Here is a 16883-nt window from a genome sequence, read left to right on the forward strand (position 1 = left end):
TGTCTGGGTCGCTGGGGTCAGATTTTCCTCAACAGATTTTTTTATAGAGTAGTCGTCTCTGCGGGCGCGGCCCCGCCGCCCCCGGGGGGCGGCCCCCCCCCCGGCACAAGGGGCGACTACCAGCCGCGGTTGGCGTAGCGCTCGGTCTCCGGCAGGGTGTCGCAGTTGATGCCGACCATGGCCTCGCCGAGGTTGCGGGAGGCGTCCGCGATGATCTTCGGGTCGTCGAAGAAGGTGGTGGCCTTCACGATGGCGGCGGCGCGCTTGGCCGGGTCGCCCGACTTGAAGATGCCCGAGCCGACGAAGACGCCCTCGGCACCGAGCTGGCGCATCAGCGCGGCGTCGGCCGGGGTGGCCACGCCACCGGCGGAGAACAGCACGACCGGCAGCTTGCCGAGCTCGGCGACCTCCTTGACGAGCTCGTACGGGGCGCGCAGCTCCTTGGCGGCGGCGTACAGCTCGTTGTTGTCGAAGCCGCGCAGCTTGGCGATCTCGTTCTTGATCTGGCGCAGGTGGCGGACCGCCTCGACGACGTTGCCGGTGCCGGCCTCGCCCTTCGAGCGGATCATGGCCGCGCCCTCGGCGATGCGGCGCAGGGCCTCGCCCAGGTTGGTGGCGCCACAGACGAAGGGGGTGGTGAAGGCCCACTTGTCGGAGTGGTTGACCTCGTCGGCCGGGGTCAGCACCTCGGACTCGTCGATGTAGTCGACGCCGAGCGACTGGAGGACCTGGGCCTCGACGAAGTGGCCGATCCGCGACTTGGCCATCACCGGGATGGAGACCGCCTCGATGATCTCCTCGATCATGTTCGGGTCGGACATCCGGGCCACGCCGCCGTCCTTGCGGATGTCGGCCGGAACCCGCTCCAGCGCCATGACGGCCACCGCGCCGGCGTCTTCAGCGATCTTGGCCTGCTCGGCGTTGACCACGTCCATGATCACACCGCCCTTGAGCTGCTCGGCCATGCCGCGCTTCACCCGGGCGGTACCGATCTGCGGCTGGTCTGCGGTGGTGGGGGTGGTGGACACGTGAGACCTCACTCGAAGATGAACCAGTGCTATCGCCCTATGGTAGGCGGAACGGGTGACGCAACCATGCGCCACCAAGTCCAGCCCGGACGACGGGATGCGACAAACGGGCCGTATCCGAGCACAGCCTAGGCGGGTGCCCCTTCGGGCGTGAGCGCGGGCGGCGGAGCATCGTCCATCTCGAACGCCAGCGGGAACGGAGCCTTCCCCGCCAGCCGGAAGTACCGCACCAGACGGTGCTCACGCACCGCCCGGGCCGCCCGCACCGCGTCGTTGTGGAACCGGCGCGCCATCGGCGCCCGGCGCACCGCCGCCGTCAGGTCGCGCACCGCGTCCTCGCCGCCCGGCTCCGCCACCAGCGCCGCCACCTGCTCCGGCTCGGCGAACACCGCCCGCAGCGCCAGGCTCAGCTGGCTCTCCGCCACCTCACGCTGGTCGTCCTCGGCCTGCCGGGCCGCGTGCGCCGCGTCCAGCAGCAGCAGCGAGGCCGCCGGGTCCAGCAGCGAGGACGTGGCCAGCTCCATCGCCACCGAGGCCCGACGGACCAGCTGCGCGTCCAGCGCCGCCCGCGCGGCGTCGATCCTGGCGTGCAGCCGGTCCAACCGACCGGCCGTCCAACTCAGGTACATGCCGAACAGCACCACGGCCACGCCGGCCCAGATCCAGGTAGTCACGGGGCGCAACGCTACCGGGTGTCACCGGCTCAGCCCTCCGCGCTCGCGCTCCGGTAGGACCCGCGGTCGATGTCGGAGACGTTCACCGCGGTGTGCAGCCGGGTGCCCGGCGCCGGCGCGACGTGCTCGGCCAGCAGCGCCAGCACGCCCTCGCTGAGCGCCGCCTTAGCCTCCGGCGTACGGCCCGGGAAGATCTGGAACTCGACGTACACCTGCGCGGCGGCCTCCTCGCCCTCCCCCACCACGAAGTCGTCGTTCTGCCGGAACAGCGTCTTGCACGCCTCCGGCTTCGCGTCGATCGTCCCCACCGCGAGCCGGTTGATCGCCACGCCCAGCGCCCGGCGGTCGAAGGAGCCGGCCAGGCTCGGCGAGTAGTCGACGGAGATCTGCGGCATCGGTGCCCCCATGCGTCGTGCCCGAATACGGTCGACCGACCCTAACGCCGCCGGCACCCCGGAAAAGTCCCGGGCCGGCCGGGCTCAGTCCCGGGCCAGCCCGAACCGGCCGCGCCGGCCGCTGCGCACGTCCTCCTCGACCACCGCCGCGGCCCCCGCCGCCACCGTCTCGTACACCGCCAGGATGTCCGCGCCGACCGTCGACCAGTCGAACCGCCGCACGTACCGCGAAGCGGCCTTGCTCAGCTCCCCCAGCCGCCCCGGATCGCCCAGCAGCCGCAGCGCCGCAGCGGCCAGCGCGTCCGCGTCCTCCACCGGGAACAGCTCGCCCGCGTCCCCGCCGTCCAGCACCTGCTTGAACGCGTCCAGGTCGCTGGCCAGCACCGGGGCGCCCGCCGACATCGCCTCGACCAGGATGATCCCGAAACTCTCGCCACCGGTGTTCGGCGCCACGTACAGGTCCACGCTGCGCAGCAGCCGGGCCTTGTCGCGGTCGCTCACCATGCCGAGGAACTCCACCTGCCGGCGGACCTCCGGCGCCAGGCCGGCGACGGCCTCCTCCTCGTCCCCCTTGCCCGCCACCAGCAGCCGCACGCCCGGCCGCTCGGCCAGGATCTTCGGCAGCGCCGCCAGCAGCGTCGGCAGGCCCTTGCGCGGCTCGTTGATGCGGCCGACGAAGCCGATCGTGCCCGGCTCCCCCGCCGCCGCGCCGCCGCGCCAGCGCTCGTCCGGCTCGGCGTCCGCGAAGAAGCCGACGTCCACGCCGTTCGGGATCACCACCGCGTCGCCGCCCAGGTGCTCCACCAGCGTCCGCCGGGCGTACTCCGACACCGCGATCCGGGCCCGCATCTTCTCCAGGCCGGGCTGCAGGATCGGCGAGGCCGCGATCATCGCCCGCGAGCGCGGGTTGGAGGTGTGGAACGTCCCCACCATCGGCCCGGACGCCGACCAGGCGGCCAGCATCGACACGCTCGGCGCGGCCGGCTCGTGCACGTGCAGGATGTCGAACCGGCCCTCGTGCAGCCACCGCCGCGTCCGCGCCGCCGACAGGACGCCGAAGCTCAGCCGCGCCACCGACCCGTTGTACGGCACCGCCACCGCCCGCCCGGCACCGACCACGTACGGCGGCAGCGCCTCCTCGTCCTCGGCCGGCGACAGCACCGAGACCTCGTGGCCCAGACCGATCAGGTGCTCGGCCAAGTCCCGGATGTGGAACTGCACCCCACCGGGGACGTCCCAGTCGTACGGGCAGACGATGCCGATCTTCACGGGTTCCTCATGCTCCTTCGGGTACTCCTGCTGGCCGGGATCAGGACCCGGAGGCCTCGGCCGCCGGCTCGCCGGCCGGCTCCGGCGCGGCCGCCCGGGCCGCCTCGGAGTGCGGCGCGGCCGCCTCCTCCACCGTCTCACGGACCGGGAGGTCGGCCAGCCAGAACCGCTGCAGCATGTGCCAGTCCTCGGGGTGCTCGCGGATCGCCTGCTCCCACACCTGCGCCAGCGCCTGCGTCATCACCTGCGTCCGCTCCTTGCGGTCGCCCTCCTGCGGCACCGGCACCTCGGGGTGGATCCGCGCCCGCATCACCGGGCCGTCGTACCAGAGCGTCACCGGCAGCAGCGCCGCCCCGGTGCGCTGGCACAGCGCCGCCGGACCGGCCGGCATCCGGGTCGCCTCCCCGAAGAACGACACCTCCACGCCCGCCTCCGAGAGGTCCCGGTCCCCCACCAGGCAGACCAGCCGGCCCTCGCGCAGCCGTCGCGCCAGCGTGCCGATCACGTTCACCCCGCCCCCGGTCAACGCCAGGACCTCCATGCCCTGGCCCTCCCGGAACTCCACGAACCGGTCGAACAGCCGCTCCGGCTTCAACCGCTCCGCGACCGTGGTGAACGGGAAGCCCAGCTGCGCCACCCAGGTGCCCGCCAGGTCCCAGTTGCCCATGTGCGGCAGCGCGATCACCGCGCCCCGACCGGCCTCGATGTGCTCTCGCAGGTTCTCCAGGCCCTCCGACCGGACGTCCCGGGCCACCCGCTCCCGACTCCAGACCGGCAGCCGGAACGACTCCATCCAGTACCGCAGGTACGAGCGCATCCCGGCCCGGGACAGCGCCCGCAGGCCCGCCTCGTCCAGCCCTGGACGGACCCGGCGCAGGTTCGCCTCCAACTGCAGCACCCGCTTGCCCCGCCGACGCCAGGCGTAGTCCGCCAGCCGGTCGAACAGGCCCCGCGCCACCCGCTCCGGCAGGTGCTTCAGCACCGCCCAGCCCAGCGCGTACGCCCAGTACACCAGTCGGTCCGTCACCGCAGGACGCCCCCCATCAGCTCCCGGCCGCCGCTCGGTCGGCCTCGAACGCCTCCCGGCGCACGGTCAGCATGCGCTGGACCACCGTCACCAGACTGCCCACCGCGACCAGCCACAGCGCCACCGGCAGCAGCCACTCCACGTACGGCACCCCGAACTTGTGCAGACCCGCGACCCCGGCCGCCACCAGGCTGGCCACCAGCCGCTCGGCCCGCTCCACCAGCCCCGACACGTCGCACGGCAGCCCCTGGCTCTGCGCCCGCGCCTTGGTGTACGACACCACCAGCCCGCTCGCCAGGCAGCAGATCGCCACCGCGCACAGCAGGTTGTCGTCACCCTTGCCCGCGTACCACATCGCCAGACCACCGAAGATCGCCGCATCCGCGACCCGGTCCAGCGTGGAGTCCAGGAACGCCCCCCACCTGGTGCTCCGGCCCAGCTGGCGGGCCATGTTCCCGTCCACCAGGTCCGAGAAGATGAACAGCGTGATCGTGATGGTGCCCCAGAAGAACTCCCCGCGCGGGAAGAACACCAGCGCACCGGCCACCGAACCGGCCGTACCGATCAGCGTCACGGCGTCCGGGCTCACGCCCATCCGGATCAGGAACGCGGCGAACGGGGTCAGAACACGTGTGAAGAAGGCACGCGCGTATTTGTTGAGCATGGCCTTCCCGACCGCTCCGATCTCCCTGGTACCCGCCTGGCGCAACACGCGCGGCAGACGGCCGGACGGATCAGCCCGTCCGGCCCACCCATCGTAGCCAGGCCGGAGGCACGCTCCGTCGCACGCACCGCCCGACGACACCCCGGCCACGTCCCACACACGGACGGTCACCGCCCACCCGTACGACACGCGCCGCCGCAGCACCCGCACCTACACTTTCGAAGGACAGCCCCGGCGCGACGGGAGGAGACCCCGATGCCCGACCGCAGCACGGCACGAGCCGCCCAGGCGCCCGCCGTCACCGCCCCCCGGGACCTGCGCAACGTCGTCCTCATCGGCTCCAGCGGTGTGGGCAAGACCACCCTCGCCGAATCCCTCGCCCTCGCCTCCGGCGCCACCGGCCGGGCAGGTCGCGTCACCGACGGCACCACCGTCTCCGACCACGAGGACATCGAGCACCACCAGCAGCGCTCCGTCCAGCTCTCGCTGCTCCCGCTCGAATGGAAGGGCGTCAAGATCAACCTGATCGACCCGCCCGGCCACCCCGACTTCACCGCCGACCTGCGCGCCGCCCTGCACGCCGCCGACGCCGCCGTCTTCGTCGTCTCCGCCACCGACCCCGTCACCGCCCCCACCCGCGCACTCTGGCGCGAGTGCGCCGCCGAAGGCATCCCGCGCGCCATCGCCGTCGCCAAACTCGACCTCGCCCGCACCGGCTTCGACGACATCCTCACCGCCTGCCACGACGCCTTCGACCTGGGCCCCGACACCCTCCGCCCGCTCTTCCTGCCCGTCCTCCACGACGGCCGCCCCGACGGCAGCGTCGACCTGCTCACCGGCGACACCTACGGCCGGGCCACCCCGCTGCCCGACACCGGGCCCGCCCACGACAGCCTCGTCGAGGCCATCTCCGGCCAGGACGACACCCTCATGGAGCGCTACCTCTCCGGCGACACCCTCGACACCGACGCCCTCGAAGCCGGCCTGCGCCGCGAAGTCCTCGGCTGCGCCCTCCACCCCGCCGTCCCCACCAGCGAGAACGGCCTCGGCGCCACCGAACTCCTCGACCTGATCGTCCACACCTTCCCCGACCCCAGCGAACGCACCCGCCCAGCCCCCGACTGCGACCCCGACGCCCCGCTCGCCGCCCAGGTCGTCCGCGTCACCGGCGACACCTACGTCGGCCGGATCAGCCTGCTGCGCCTGTACGCCGGCACCCTGCGCCCCGACACCCGCATCCACCTCGCCGGCCCCGCCCACAGCGCCGACCAGAACGGCGACGAACGCGTCACCGCCCTCAGCAGCCCCTTCGGCAAGCTCCAGCGGCCCGTCCCGCACGCCGTCGCCGGCGACCTCGTCTGCATCGCCAAGCTCACCACCGCCCGCGCCGGCGACACCGTCCACGACCCCGGCCACCCCGTCGACCTCGACGGCTGGAACCTCCCCGAGCCCCTGCTCCCGATCGCCGTCGAAGCCCACAGCAAGGCCGACGACGACAAGCTCTCCCAGGCCCTCACCCGCCTCACCGCCGAGGACCCGGCCCTACGCCTCGAACAGAACCCCGCCACCCACCAGCTCGTCCTCTGGTGCACCGGCGAGGCCCACGCCGAGGTCGTCCTCGACCGCCTGCGCACCCGGCACGGCGTCCACGTCGACACCGTCGAACCCCAGGTCGCCCTCCGCGAGACCTTCGGCACCGCCGCCGCCGGCCACGGCCGGCTCGTCAAGCAGTCCGGCGGCCACGGCCAGTACGCCATCTGCGACCTGGAGGTCGAACCCCTCCCGGCCGGCTCCGGCTTCGAGTTCCAGGAGCACGTCGTCGGCGGCGCCGTCCCCAAGCACTTCATCCCCTCCGTCGAGAAGGGCCTGCGCGCCCAGCTCGCCAAGGGTGTCGCCACCGGCCACCCGCTCGTCGACGTCCGGGTCACCCTCACCGACGGCAAGGCCCACTCCGTGGACTCCTCCGACGCGGCCTTCCAGGCCGCCGCCGCCCTCGCCCTGCGCGACGCCGCCGAACACGCCGTCATCCGACTGCTCGAACCCGTCGCCGCCGTCACCGTCCTGCTGCCCGACGACTACCTCGGCGCCGTCCTCGGCGACCTCTCCGCCCGCCGCGGCCGCGTCCTCGGCACCGAGACCGGCGGCCCCGGCCTGACCCTGCTGCGCGCCGAGGTCCCCGAACTCGAACTCGTCCGCTACCCGGTCGACCTGCGCTCACTCACCCACGGCACCGCCGAGTTCTCCCGCGCCTACCTGCGCCACGAACCCATGCCGACCGCCCTGGCCACCCGCTACACCGACTGAGCGCCCTGGCGCCGAGGCAGCGCGCACGCCGCCGTACCCCCCGGCATCCGGTGCCGGTTGCGCGCCACCCAGCGGTACGCCAGGCCCGCCACCGGCCGCACCGGCGCCGACGCCAGCACCGCCCCCAGGTACGCCCACGCGCCGCCCGAACGCATCAGCAGCCGCGCCACCGCCTGCGCGCCCCCGTACACCCGGCCCGCCGGCGTCACCCACAGCACCTCGCGCTCCGCCCGCTCCGCGGTCACCTCGCCCAGCCCGCCCGCGCGCACGTCCAGCGCCGCCAGGTCCTCGAACTGGAACGGCACCGCGTCCCAGCCCCCCGAGGCCAGCGTCTGCCGCAGGTAGCGCTCCGCCCACCGCACGCAGGACGAGCAGAACGAACAGTCCCCGTCGAACACCAGCACCGGATCCATCGCCTGGGCTCCCTTCCTCGCCGTCACGGCCATCCTGCCCCACCCCGACGACCCGCCGCCGACCGGGTATCGACCAACCCGAAGCTGGGCATCATGCCTCTCAAGCCCGGGCGCGGCCCGATCGTGACGGCACTTCAGACGATCATGCGCGCGGCGACACCACGGCACGATAACCTGCCGCTGACAAGGGGAGGAGGGGACGCCACCGTGACCACACTCGACATGACTCCGGGTGCGCAGATACCCCGCACCGACGCCGGGCCGCAAACCGGAGTCACCCCGGCGCTCTCCTCGGTCGCGTACCGCGACGGCAAGATCGAGGACTTCGTCGGCAAGGTCACCACCGCGACCCACAAGAAGCCCCGGTTCAAGCTCTTCGAGGCGAACCTCGGCGAGGCGTTCAGCGCCGCCGTCATCTCCCGCACCGTCGGTGCCGGGCGCAAGCCGATCGTGCCCTCGTTCGGCACCGACACCCGCCAGATCGTCGAACACTGCCTGGCCGCACAGGAGTTGCGGGCCGCACGGGACCGCAAGCTCACCGTGGTCACCGTGCTCTTCGGCCTGCTCGCCCTGCCCGGCACCCTGATCTGGATCGGTGCGTTCTACCTGCGCATCTACCTCATGAAGGGCAAGGCCCTCCAGGACGAGCTCTACGGCGCCCTCGCGCTCCTGGCCGCCGCCGTGGTCTCCGTCCTGTTCCTCGTCAAGCCCCCCGTCAACGGCCCGCTCGGCATCTACCTGCGCGTCGCCATGATCCCGCCGATCATCGGCGGGATCCTCGCCCGGCGCATCGTGCTGCGCTCCACCAAGGAGCTCCGCGAACGCTGGCTCGCCCTCGCCGAGGGCAGCTCCGTCGCCGCCACCGTCTCCAAGGCCGTCCCCCGCGACGACCTCGACAAGAAGGCCGTCGACCTGCGCGACAAGCTCGCCCGCATGGAGGCCGAGCAGGAGACCAACGTCCAGCACTACGCCGGCCCCAAGGGCATCCTCGGCGTCGGCAAGCGCTGGGGCGAATGGCGCCTGGTCGACGTGATGCGCCCCGCCGCGGGCCACTCCGACTTCCGCGCCTTCCACCCCTGGGACCTCGTCCGGAAGATCTCCTCGCACCTCAAGGGGCTCGCCGTCAGCGAGGTCGCCAACAGCGGGATGACCAACATCACGGTCAAGCAGTGGGCGGTCCTCGAAATCGGCGAGAACGCCGACGAGATCTCCCGCCCCGGCAACGCCGACATGGACGGCGACCGGATGCGCGACTTCGCCCTCCAGACCATCGCCGACAAGCAGACCTTCGCCGGCGGCGGCCCCCGGCACTACCTCGCCACCCAGTTCATCACCTTCGACGGCAAGCTGATCATCACCTTCACCGTCACCGTCACCCTGCTCGCCAACACCCTCACCGTCACCGTCGCCGGCTACGCGCTCGGCCCGGTCAACGGCGTCTTCTCCGACAAGCCCTCGGCCAAGGAGAAGACCGTCCAGAAGACCGGCAAGTTCTGGGAGGAGCGCACCGTCAAGCTCCCCCTGATCGACAACGACGAGGTGGTCCGCCAGGCCCTGCGCGCGCCGCTCACCCGCGCCCCCGGGCTGCTCTCCTGGCTCGGCGGCGGCCTGGGCCTGCCCGAGCCGTTCGGCTTCCGGCACGCCTGGGCGAGCCCGCCGTGGGGCAGCCGGTTCATGACCGACAACGCGCTCAACGCCTCCGTCCCGGTCCTCGGCGCCGTGCACGCCGCCACCCTGGAGTTCCTGGAGGAGCACGACCTGGACACCGACCGCTTCAAGAACCGCGCGTCGATCATCAAGTCCGAGGCCCAGGGCACCCGCCCGTACAAGGTCGACCAGTTCGAGTAACCCCGGCCCGCGCACGCCGGAGGGGCCCGCCACCGACTCAGCGGTGACGGGCCCCTCCGGCGTTCCCGATCAGTCCTGCGGCCAGGCCTCGGCCAGCATCTTCCGGGTGTCCGCCAGCAGTTGCGGCAGCACCTTGGTGTGGCCGACCACCGGCATGAAGTTGGTGTCCCCGCCCCAGCGCGGCACCACGTGCTGGTGCAGGTGCGCCGCGATCCCGGCACCGGCCGCCGTGCCCTGGTTCATCCCGATGTTGAACCCGTGCGCCCCCGAGGCCGCCCGCAGCGCGGTCATCGCCCGCTTGGTGAAGTCGGCCAGCTCGGCCGTCTCCGCCTCGTCCAGGTCGGTGTAGTCCGCGACATGCCGGTACGGGACCACCATCAAGTGGCCGCCGTTGTACGGGTACAGGTTCAGCACCGCGAACACGGCGGCGCCCCGGGCGATGACCAGCCCGTCCTCGTCGCTCAGCGAGGGGATCGAGCAGAACGGACAACCGTCGTCCGGAGCCGGACCGGTGGGCTTGTTCTCACCCTGGATGTACGCCATCCGATGGGGGGTCCACAGGCGGCGGAAGCCGTCCGGCTCCCCGACGCCCCGCTGCAGTTCCGGCTCAGTCGTCATGCTGATCAGCATATTCGCCCAGCGCTGCTTGCAAAGCCGCGCGGGGCGGACTCATCAAGAGCCCGCCCCGCGCGTGGTGGTCCGAAGGCGTCACACCTGGATGCGGTTCTTCACCGCTTCCACGATCTCGGCGACGGCGTCCGCCACCGGCACGCCGTTCTTCTGCTCGCCGTTGCGGTAGCGGAAGGACACCGCGCCCGCCTCGACGTCGTCGTTGCCCGCGATGAGCATGAACGGCGTCTTGGACCTCTGCGCGTTCCTGATCTTCTTCTGCATGCGGTCGTCCGAGGTGTCCACCTCGACCCGGATCCCCTGCTTCTTCAGCTCGGCCGCGACCTCCAGCAGGTACGGCACGTGCTCGTCGGTGATCGGGATGCCCGTCACGGTGACCGGGGCCAGCCACGGCGGCATGGCGCCGGCGTAGTGCTCCAGCAGCACCGCGAAGAACCGCTCGATGCTGCCGAACAGCGCGCGGTGGATCATGACCGGCCGCTGGCGCGAGCCGTCCGCCGCCGTGTACTCAAGATCGAAACGTTCGGGGAGGTTGAAGTCGAGCTGGATCGTCGACATCTGCCAGGTCCGGCCGATCGCGTCGCGCGCCTGGACCGAGATCTTCGGGCCGTAGAAGGCCGCGCCGCCCGGGTCCGGCACCAGCGGCAGCCCCTGCTTCTCGGCCACGCTGGCGAGGACGGCGGTGGCCTCCTCCCAGGTCTCGTCCGAGCCGACGTACTTGACCGGGTCCTTGGTCGACAGCTCCAGGTAGAAGTCGGTCAGACCGTAGTCGCGGAGCAGGTTGAGCACGAAGGTCAGCGTCGAGTCGAGCTCCTCCGCCATCTGCTCGCGGGTGCAGTAGATGTGCGCGTCGTCCTGCGTGAAGCCGCGGGCACGGGTCAGGCCGTGCACGACGCCGGACTTCTCGTAGCGGTACACCGTCCCGAACTCGAAGAGGCGCAGCGGCAGTTCACGGTACGAGCGGCCGCGCGCGTCGAAGATCAGGTTGTGCATCGGGCAGTTCATCGGCTTGAGGTAGTAGTCCACACCCTCGTCGAGCTGCATGGGCGGGTACATACCGTCCGCGTACCAGTCGAGGTGGCCGCTCTTCTCGAAGAGCTTCCCCTTGGTGGCGTGCGGGGTGTAGACGAACTCGTAGCCCTCTTCCTCGTGCCGCTTGCGCGAGTAGTCCTCCATCGCCCGGCGGATGATGCCGCCCTTGGGGTGGAAGACGGCGAGGCCGGAGCCGATCTCCTCGGGGATGGAGAAGAGGTCCAGCTCGTTGCCGAGCTTGCGGTGGTCGCGCTTCTCGGCCTCGATCAGGAAGTCGAGGTGGGCCTTGAGCTCGTCCTTGGTCGGCCAGGCGGTCCCGTAGATGCGCTGCAGCATCGGGTTCTTCTCGCTGCCGCGCCAGTAGGCGGCCGCGTTGCGCATCAGCTTGAACGCCGGGATGTACCGGGTGCTGGGCAGGTGCGGGCCGCGGCAGAGGTCGCCCCAGCACTGCTCGCCGGTCTTGGCGTCCAGGTTGTCGTAGATGGTGAGCTCGCCGGCGCCGACCTCGACGTCGGCGCCCTCGCCGGCGGTGGCGGCGGAGCCCTTGAGGCCGATCAGCTCCAGCTTGTACGGCTCGGCGGCCAGCTCCTCGCGGGCGGACTCGTCGGTGACCACGCGGCGGGAGAACTTCTGCCCGCGCTTGATGATCTCCTGCATCCGCTTCTCGATGGCCTTGAGGTCATCGGGGTGGAAGGGCTTCTCGACGTCGAAGTCGTAGTAGAAGCCGTCCTTGACCGGCGGGCCGATGCCGAGCTTGGCCTCGGGGTAGAGCTGCTGCACGGCCTGCGCCATGACGTGCGCGGTGGAGTGGCGCAGGATGTCCAGGCCGTCCTTGCTGCCGATCGCGACCGGCTCGACCTCGTCGCCGTCCTGGACGGCGTACGCGAGGTCCTTGAGCTGGCCGCCGACGCGGGCGGCGATGATCGAGCGGTCGTCGGCGAAGAGCTCGGCGGCCGTAGTGCCCGTGGTCACCACGCGCTCTTCCCGATCGGGTTCGCGGTTGATGATTACCCGGACGTCCGTCACCGGTCTCTCCTGACGTGCTGGATTCAGAGGACGCAACACTGCGCTGCGCGTGACGATGGTACCGAGCGCGTCGACCCGGCCGCGCACCTACGCCCCCTCCCCCCCTTCCCCGAGGCCTCCGTCGAGCTCTTCGCCGAGTCCCTCCCCGAGGGACTTCAGCAGCCGCTCGCGGTCGGCATCCTCCCAGCCGCACAGTTCCAGGCCCTGCGGCCGGGTGAGCCGGCGGAAGCCGCCGCGGCTCTCCAGCCGGCCGGCGACCCGGACCGGCAGGCCCGCGAGGTGGGCCTCGGCGGCGAGCCGGTAGTCGGGGTCGGGCAGGCGGAGCTTGAGTTCGCGGACTTCGGCGCCGCCGAGGACGCGCAGCCGTACCGCGCCCGGTCCGGCCGGGTCGGCGCGCTTGAGCCGGACGACCACGCCGACGACGGTGACGGCGACGGCGGGCTCGATCCGTTCGAGCAGTTCGGCGGCCTCGGTCAGGGCGGGCAGGTCGCCGGGCGAGAAGTCGAGGACGACCCGGCGGTCCCCGAAGCCGCCCGGGGTCCCGGCGGTGGCGGACCAGGCGACGGTCAGCCTGGTCGCCGTCGCGCCGCGGACCAGGTCCTCGACGGACTGGACGAGTTCCCGGCTGACTCCGGCCTGGACGGCGTTCTCGAAGGCCTCGGGCCCCCCGCTGACCCGGCGGTAGTCGACGGCGTCGCGCAGTGCCTCCAGGGCGCGGACCAGGGTGGTGACGGCGGCCCGGCCCTCGGGCGCGGGGGTGTAGGCGGTGAGGGCGGCGCCCTGCTCGACGACCAGGACGCGGTCCAGGAAGTCCCCGGCGTGGGCGTCCAGCCGGGCGCCGAAGTAGGCGGCCGTGGCCCGGCCGGCCTTGGCCCCGGCGGCGAGCATCGCGCGGGCCGCCCGTTGGAGCCGCTCGGCGTCGTCCCAGGTGGCGGCCTCGGCGGGGCCGGCCGGCTCCCGGTGCCAGCGCAGTTCGTCGCCGGGGACGGCGAGTGCGAGCAGGATGGCGCGGGCGGACGGGGTGGAGGAGCGGGACAGCGCGGTGACGGCGTCGGCGAGGAGGTCGACGGCGTCGTCGAAGCCGTCCCCGGCGGGGACGAGGACGCTGGTGCCGGACTCGTCGTCGGGCGGCGTCCAGCGGCCGTAGCGGGCGGCGGGGCCGCCGCGCCGGACCCAGCCGTGCCGGGCGAGCAGGGTGGCGAGCACCGCCGGGTCGACTGCGGCGGGGTCGGGCAGGGCCTGGACCGGCTCGCCGGGTGCGTGCGGCGGTGTCATGGGTGCTGCTCCTCGCTGCCGGGGCCGGGACCGGGGCGGGCGGTCACGGGCTGCCACCCGCGCCGACCCGGGCCATGATGTCGCAGAGCGCGCGGTCGTCGAAGACCTTGCCGGTGGGGACCCGCACGTTGGTACGCCGCTGTCCGGTGACCGGGTGGCCGGCCAGGTTGACCCAGTAACAGCAGTGCCGCAGTTCCAGCGCGTCCGGGCGGGCGTGCAGCCAGCGGTCGACCCGCCGCGGCAGCAGCATCACGACCAGGATGCGCGGCACGGCGACCCTCGCCCGGGCGAGCTTGTGCAGGTGGTCGTTGTCGAGGGTGAAGCTGAAGAACGGCCCGGTCGGATCGGCCGCGATCTGCTGGGTGGCCTTCAGCTGGATCTTGATGGTGACCTCGTCGTCCACCTCGTGCGCCCGGGAGCCGTGGCTGACCTGCCAGTCGATCCCGTTGTCCGGGAACGGCTGGGAGAGCGAGCAGCCGGCCGCGGCGGCGACCGCGTGCAGGTAGCCGACCTGCAGCGTCTCCATGCAGGCGGTGACCGCCAGGTTCCCCCGTAGAACGGCCGCCGCCCCCTCGGGCTGCGGCTGCGTCAGTGCCATCGCCCCGTGGCCTCCCCCTGCTCCGGGCCCGTCCGGATCGGAACGACGGGCCCACGGGCAGGATCCCCGGTCGGGCTTGCGCCAAACGGTTGAACGGGTGTCAGAACCGGGTATCAACCGGGCGCGCGGAACGCTCGCCTGAGGGGCAGTCATGCAGCAGCACTGGTACACCGGCCCACTCGCCTCCTTCGACACCGAGACCACCGGAGTGGACGTCGAGACCGATCGGATCGTCTCGGCCGCCCTGGTCGTCCAACTCGCCCCGGGTCGACCGGTGCAGACCACCACCTGGCTCGCCGATCCGGGCGTCCCGATCCCGGACGGTGCCCGGGCCGTGCACGGCATCACCGACGAGCACGCCCGGACGCACGGGCGCCCGGTCGGCGCGGTGGTGGCGGAGGTCACCCGCGCGCTGGCGGACCAGGCGAGGGCCGGGCGCCCGGTGGTGGTGATGAACGCGCCGTACGACCTGACGCTGCTGGACCGGGAGCTGCGCCGCCATCACGGGCTGACGCTGACCGACGGGGTGGGCACGGCCGGGCTGGTGGTGCTGGATCCGCGGGTGCTGGACAAGCACGTGGACCGCTACCGCAAGGGCCGCCGGACGCTGACCGACCTGTGCGCGCACTACGGCGTGGAGCTGGCCGGGGCGCACGACGCGGCGGCGGACGCGACGGCGGCGCTGGCGCTGACCCGGCGGATAGGCGCCCGCTACCCGGCGGCGCTGGGCGGGCTGACGGCGGCGGAGCTGCACCTGCGGCAGGCGATCTGGCACGCGGCGCAGGCGCGGGGGCTGCAGAACTGGTTCGACCGGTCGGGGACGCCGGAGCGGGTGGACCTGTCCTGGCCGCTGCGGCCGGCCCGGTGCGGCTGCGGCCGCCGGCTGGAGCCCGAGCACGGCTGCGAGGCGGCGGCGTAGCGGCGGCCGGCGGATGCCCGCGAGCGCCGGCCCCGAACGCGCCGCAGGCCCTGACCGGTTTCCTGGTCAGGGCCTGCGTGCTGTCCGGTGGGCGATACTGGGATCGAACCAGTGACCCCTTCGGTGTGAACGAAGTGCTCTCCCGCTGAGCTAATCGCCCGGGCAACGAGAAGAACAGTAGCACCATTTGGCGGTCGTCGTACAACTCGCCCCTTCCGGGTACTGCTGGCGCATCCGCAGAACTCGCGCTCCACGCGGAAGATGACTGAGCCTCAGCCGCATTCCGGATGGTTCTTCGGATGGATTCCGGAAATACACGTGAGGCCCAGCCGATAATCGGCTGGGCCTCACGTATCACAATGCATTCCGGTGGGCGATACTGGGATCGAACCAGTGACCCCTTCGGTGTGAACGAAGTGCTCTCCCGCTGAGCTAATCGCCCGGGTGCAGGGAAAACATTACCGCATCCCGGAGGGTGGTCCGAACACCCTGGTCACGGCGGCCCCCGGCCCCGGGCCGCTCAGCTCTCGCCCGCCGTCCAGGGGACGTCCAGGCCGTAGCGGGCGAAGTACCAGCCGCCGATCCCGACGACCGCGGCGAGGCCGATGGCGGTGACGGTGAGGTTGCGGCGGCGCACCCGCGGGTCCATGGCCCGCCGGGCGGCCTCGGCGACCTTGCGGCGGCTCCACCGCAGCACCAGCCGGGCCCAGTCGAACTCGGTGGCCCAGACCCCCATGCCCAGGAAGATCACCACCCAGCCGGGGCCGGGCAGCGGCAGCATGATCACGCCGAGGACGACCACGGCGAGGCCGGCCAGGAAGATCGCCGCCTGCCAGGCGAGGTGCAGCGGCCGCGAGCGGCGGACGAACGCCGGGGCGCGGGAGCCGGCCGCGTCATCCGACGTGACCGGTTCACCCGATCCCGTGTTCTTGGCCGTCTTGTCGTTTCGCACAGTCATGCCAGGAAACTAACCAAGAAGCGGCCCGGTAATGCCCGACCGGGCCACTCCGGGATGATTCCGCAATGCGCCGTAAGGGGTACGACTCGCGCCCGAATCGGGACAGAGGGGTTTACATCGGGCTTGGGGGTGGGATGGTCCGTTCGCCGACGTGCGATTCCCCGAGCGCACACTGAGCGAAAGGCCATGGCGCTTATGAACACCACGGTCAGCTGCGAGCTGCACCTGCGCCTCATCGTGTCCAGCGAGTCCTCACTGCCCGTCCCCGCGGGCCTGCGCTACGACACCGCCGACCCCTACGCCGTGCACGCCACGTTCCACACGGGCGCCGACGAGACCGTGGAGTGGGTGTTCGCCCGAGATCTCCTCGCGGAGGGGCTGCACCGACCGACCGGTACCGGCGACGTCCGGGTCTGGCCGTCCCGCAGCCACGGGCAAGGGGTGGTCTGCATCGCGCTGAGCTCTCCGGAAGGAGAAGCCCTGCTGGAAGCCCCGGCCCGGGCGCTTGAGTCATTTCTCAAGCGGACGGACGCCGCGGTGCCACCCGGCACCGAACACCGCCACTTCGACCTCGACCGGGAGCTGTCCCACATCCTCGCCGAAAGCTGATCCCGCCCGGAGGCGGTCACGCCCCGCCATCGGCGGGGTGGTACCTCCTGCCGTCACCGCTGCCGTCCTACTCGGGGGCACGGCAGCACTCAGCCGCGCGCGACGCGGCCTCGGGGCCGGTGGGCGGCCCGATCCCATCGGAGCGGGTCCGCGACACCGCAGGCGCCCGGCAACGAGGCCGGCCATCCATACGGGCTGTCTCTTTTAGACATCT

General features: G+C 72.2%; 16 protein-coding genes and 2 tRNA genes. 4 read left to right on the plus strand and 14 right to left on the minus strand.

Translation table 11 applies throughout. The features are described 5' to 3' along the window. Positions 1-116: 116 nt before the first annotated feature. The 6 genes from pdxS to pgsA all read right to left on the minus strand — a co-directional run bounded on the left by pdxS (position 117) and on the right by pgsA (position 5057). Positions 117-1028 carry a pyridoxal 5'-phosphate synthase lyase subunit PdxS gene (gene pdxS / locus ACFV61_RS22785; RefSeq protein ID WP_063346811.1) on the minus strand — a complete coding sequence of 304 codons (912 nt, stop codon included), beginning with the start codon at positions 1026-1028 and terminating at the stop codon, positions 117-119. A gap of 128 nt (positions 1029-1156) precedes the next feature. After that, entirely contained in the window at positions 1157-1657 is a 501-nt protein-coding gene (locus ACFV61_RS22790) for a hypothetical protein (protein WP_063350972.1), read from the minus strand. A 74-nt stretch (positions 1658-1731) separates the two neighbouring features. Next, positions 1732-2097, minus strand: a complete 366-nt coding sequence (locus tag ACFV61_RS22795) for a 5-carboxymethyl-2-hydroxymuconate Delta-isomerase (RefSeq protein WP_380344290.1) — start codon at positions 2095-2097, stop codon at positions 1732-1734. A gap of 84 nt (positions 2098-2181) precedes the next feature. After that, the gene (locus tag ACFV61_RS22800) at positions 2182-3366 is read right to left on the minus strand and encodes a glycosyltransferase family 4 protein (protein WP_063346813.1); all 1185 of its coding nucleotides are present in this window, start codon (positions 3364-3366) and stop codon (positions 2182-2184) included. A gap of 40 nt (positions 3367-3406) precedes the next feature. Beyond that, positions 3407-4393, minus strand: coding sequence for a phosphatidylinositol mannoside acyltransferase (locus ACFV61_RS22805; protein ID WP_380424685.1), 987 nt, complete (start codon positions 4391-4393; stop codon positions 3407-3409). Between the two features lie 16 nt (positions 4394-4409). Continuing rightward, complete coding sequence (gene pgsA / locus ACFV61_RS22810; RefSeq protein ID WP_380493608.1) at positions 4410-5057, minus strand: phosphatidylinositol phosphate synthase; 648 nt, start codon at positions 5055-5057, stop codon at positions 4410-4412. A 255-nt stretch (positions 5058-5312) separates the two neighbouring features. Here pgsA and ACFV61_RS22815 point away from each other — a divergent pair, with 255 nt between their 5' ends. Further along, positions 5313-7361 carry an elongation factor G-like protein EF-G2 gene (locus ACFV61_RS22815; RefSeq protein WP_063346815.1) on the plus strand — a complete coding sequence of 683 codons (2049 nt, stop codon included), beginning with the start codon at positions 5313-5315 and terminating at the stop codon, positions 7359-7361. On the opposite strand, the gene ACFV61_RS22820 is transcribed toward ACFV61_RS22815, so the two are convergent. Next, positions 7349-7774: a thiol-disulfide oxidoreductase DCC family protein gene (locus ACFV61_RS22820; protein ID WP_380493616.1), complete on the minus strand. Its 426-nt coding sequence runs from the start codon at positions 7772-7774 to the stop codon at positions 7349-7351. The two genes, ACFV61_RS22815 and ACFV61_RS22820, sit on opposite strands and share 13 nt — an antisense overlap. Before the next feature lie 207 nt (positions 7775-7981). On the opposite strand from ACFV61_RS22820, the gene ACFV61_RS22825 reads away from it, so the two are divergent. Then, positions 7982-9622 carry a hypothetical protein gene (locus ACFV61_RS22825; protein WP_363372807.1) on the plus strand — a complete coding sequence of 547 codons (1641 nt, stop codon included), beginning with the start codon at positions 7982-7984 and terminating at the stop codon, positions 9620-9622. A gap of 69 nt (positions 9623-9691) precedes the next feature. Here the strand turns inward: ACFV61_RS22825 and ACFV61_RS22830 are convergent, their stop codons facing one another. From ACFV61_RS22830 to ACFV61_RS22845, 4 genes are all read right to left on the minus strand, one after another. Further along, on the minus strand, positions 9692-10252 hold the full coding sequence (locus tag ACFV61_RS22830) for an HIT domain-containing protein (RefSeq protein WP_063346816.1): 561 nt from the start codon (positions 10250-10252) through the stop codon (positions 9692-9694). A 78-nt stretch (positions 10253-10330) separates the two neighbouring features. Then, entirely contained in the window at positions 10331-12310 is a 1980-nt protein-coding gene (gene thrS / locus ACFV61_RS22835; RefSeq protein WP_380344302.1) for a threonine--tRNA ligase, read from the minus strand. Positions 12311-12397: 87 nt separating this feature from the next. Next, a complete protein-coding gene (locus ACFV61_RS22840; RefSeq protein ID WP_380493610.1) occupies positions 12398-13585 on the minus strand; it encodes a hypothetical protein in 1188 nt (395 codons plus the stop codon). Between the two features lie 43 nt (positions 13586-13628). Further along, complete coding sequence (locus ACFV61_RS22845) at positions 13629-14183, minus strand: DUF4365 domain-containing protein (protein WP_380493612.1); 555 nt, start codon at positions 14181-14183, stop codon at positions 13629-13631. A gap of 151 nt (positions 14184-14334) precedes the next feature. On the opposite strand from ACFV61_RS22845, the gene ACFV61_RS22850 reads away from it, so the two are divergent. Next, entirely contained in the window at positions 14335-15102 is a 768-nt protein-coding gene (locus tag ACFV61_RS22850) for an exonuclease domain-containing protein (protein ID WP_063346820.1), read from the plus strand. An 88-nt stretch (positions 15103-15190) separates the two neighbouring features. On the opposite strand, the gene ACFV61_RS22855 is transcribed toward ACFV61_RS22850, so the two are convergent. The 3 genes from ACFV61_RS22855 to ACFV61_RS22865 all read right to left on the minus strand — a co-directional run bounded on the left by ACFV61_RS22855 (position 15191) and on the right by ACFV61_RS22865 (position 16060). Next, positions 15191-15262 (minus strand) — tRNA-Val (locus ACFV61_RS22855). Between the two features lie 210 nt (positions 15263-15472). Next, a tRNA-Val gene (locus ACFV61_RS22860) sits at positions 15473-15544 on the minus strand. Between the two features lie 78 nt (positions 15545-15622). After that, on the minus strand, positions 15623-16060 hold the full coding sequence (locus tag ACFV61_RS22865) for a TIGR02611 family protein (protein ID WP_380493614.1): 438 nt from the start codon (positions 16058-16060) through the stop codon (positions 15623-15625). A gap of 195 nt (positions 16061-16255) precedes the next feature. On the opposite strand from ACFV61_RS22865, the gene ACFV61_RS22870 reads away from it, so the two are divergent. Then, positions 16256-16669, plus strand: coding sequence for an SsgA family sporulation/cell division regulator (locus ACFV61_RS22870; RefSeq protein WP_030056266.1), 414 nt, complete (start codon positions 16256-16258; stop codon positions 16667-16669). Positions 16670-16883 lie beyond the last annotated feature (214 nt).

Source organism: Kitasatospora sp. NPDC059817 (assembly GCF_042731835.1).
Taxonomy (GTDB): Bacteria; Actinomycetota; Actinomycetes; order Streptomycetales; family Streptomycetaceae; genus Kitasatospora.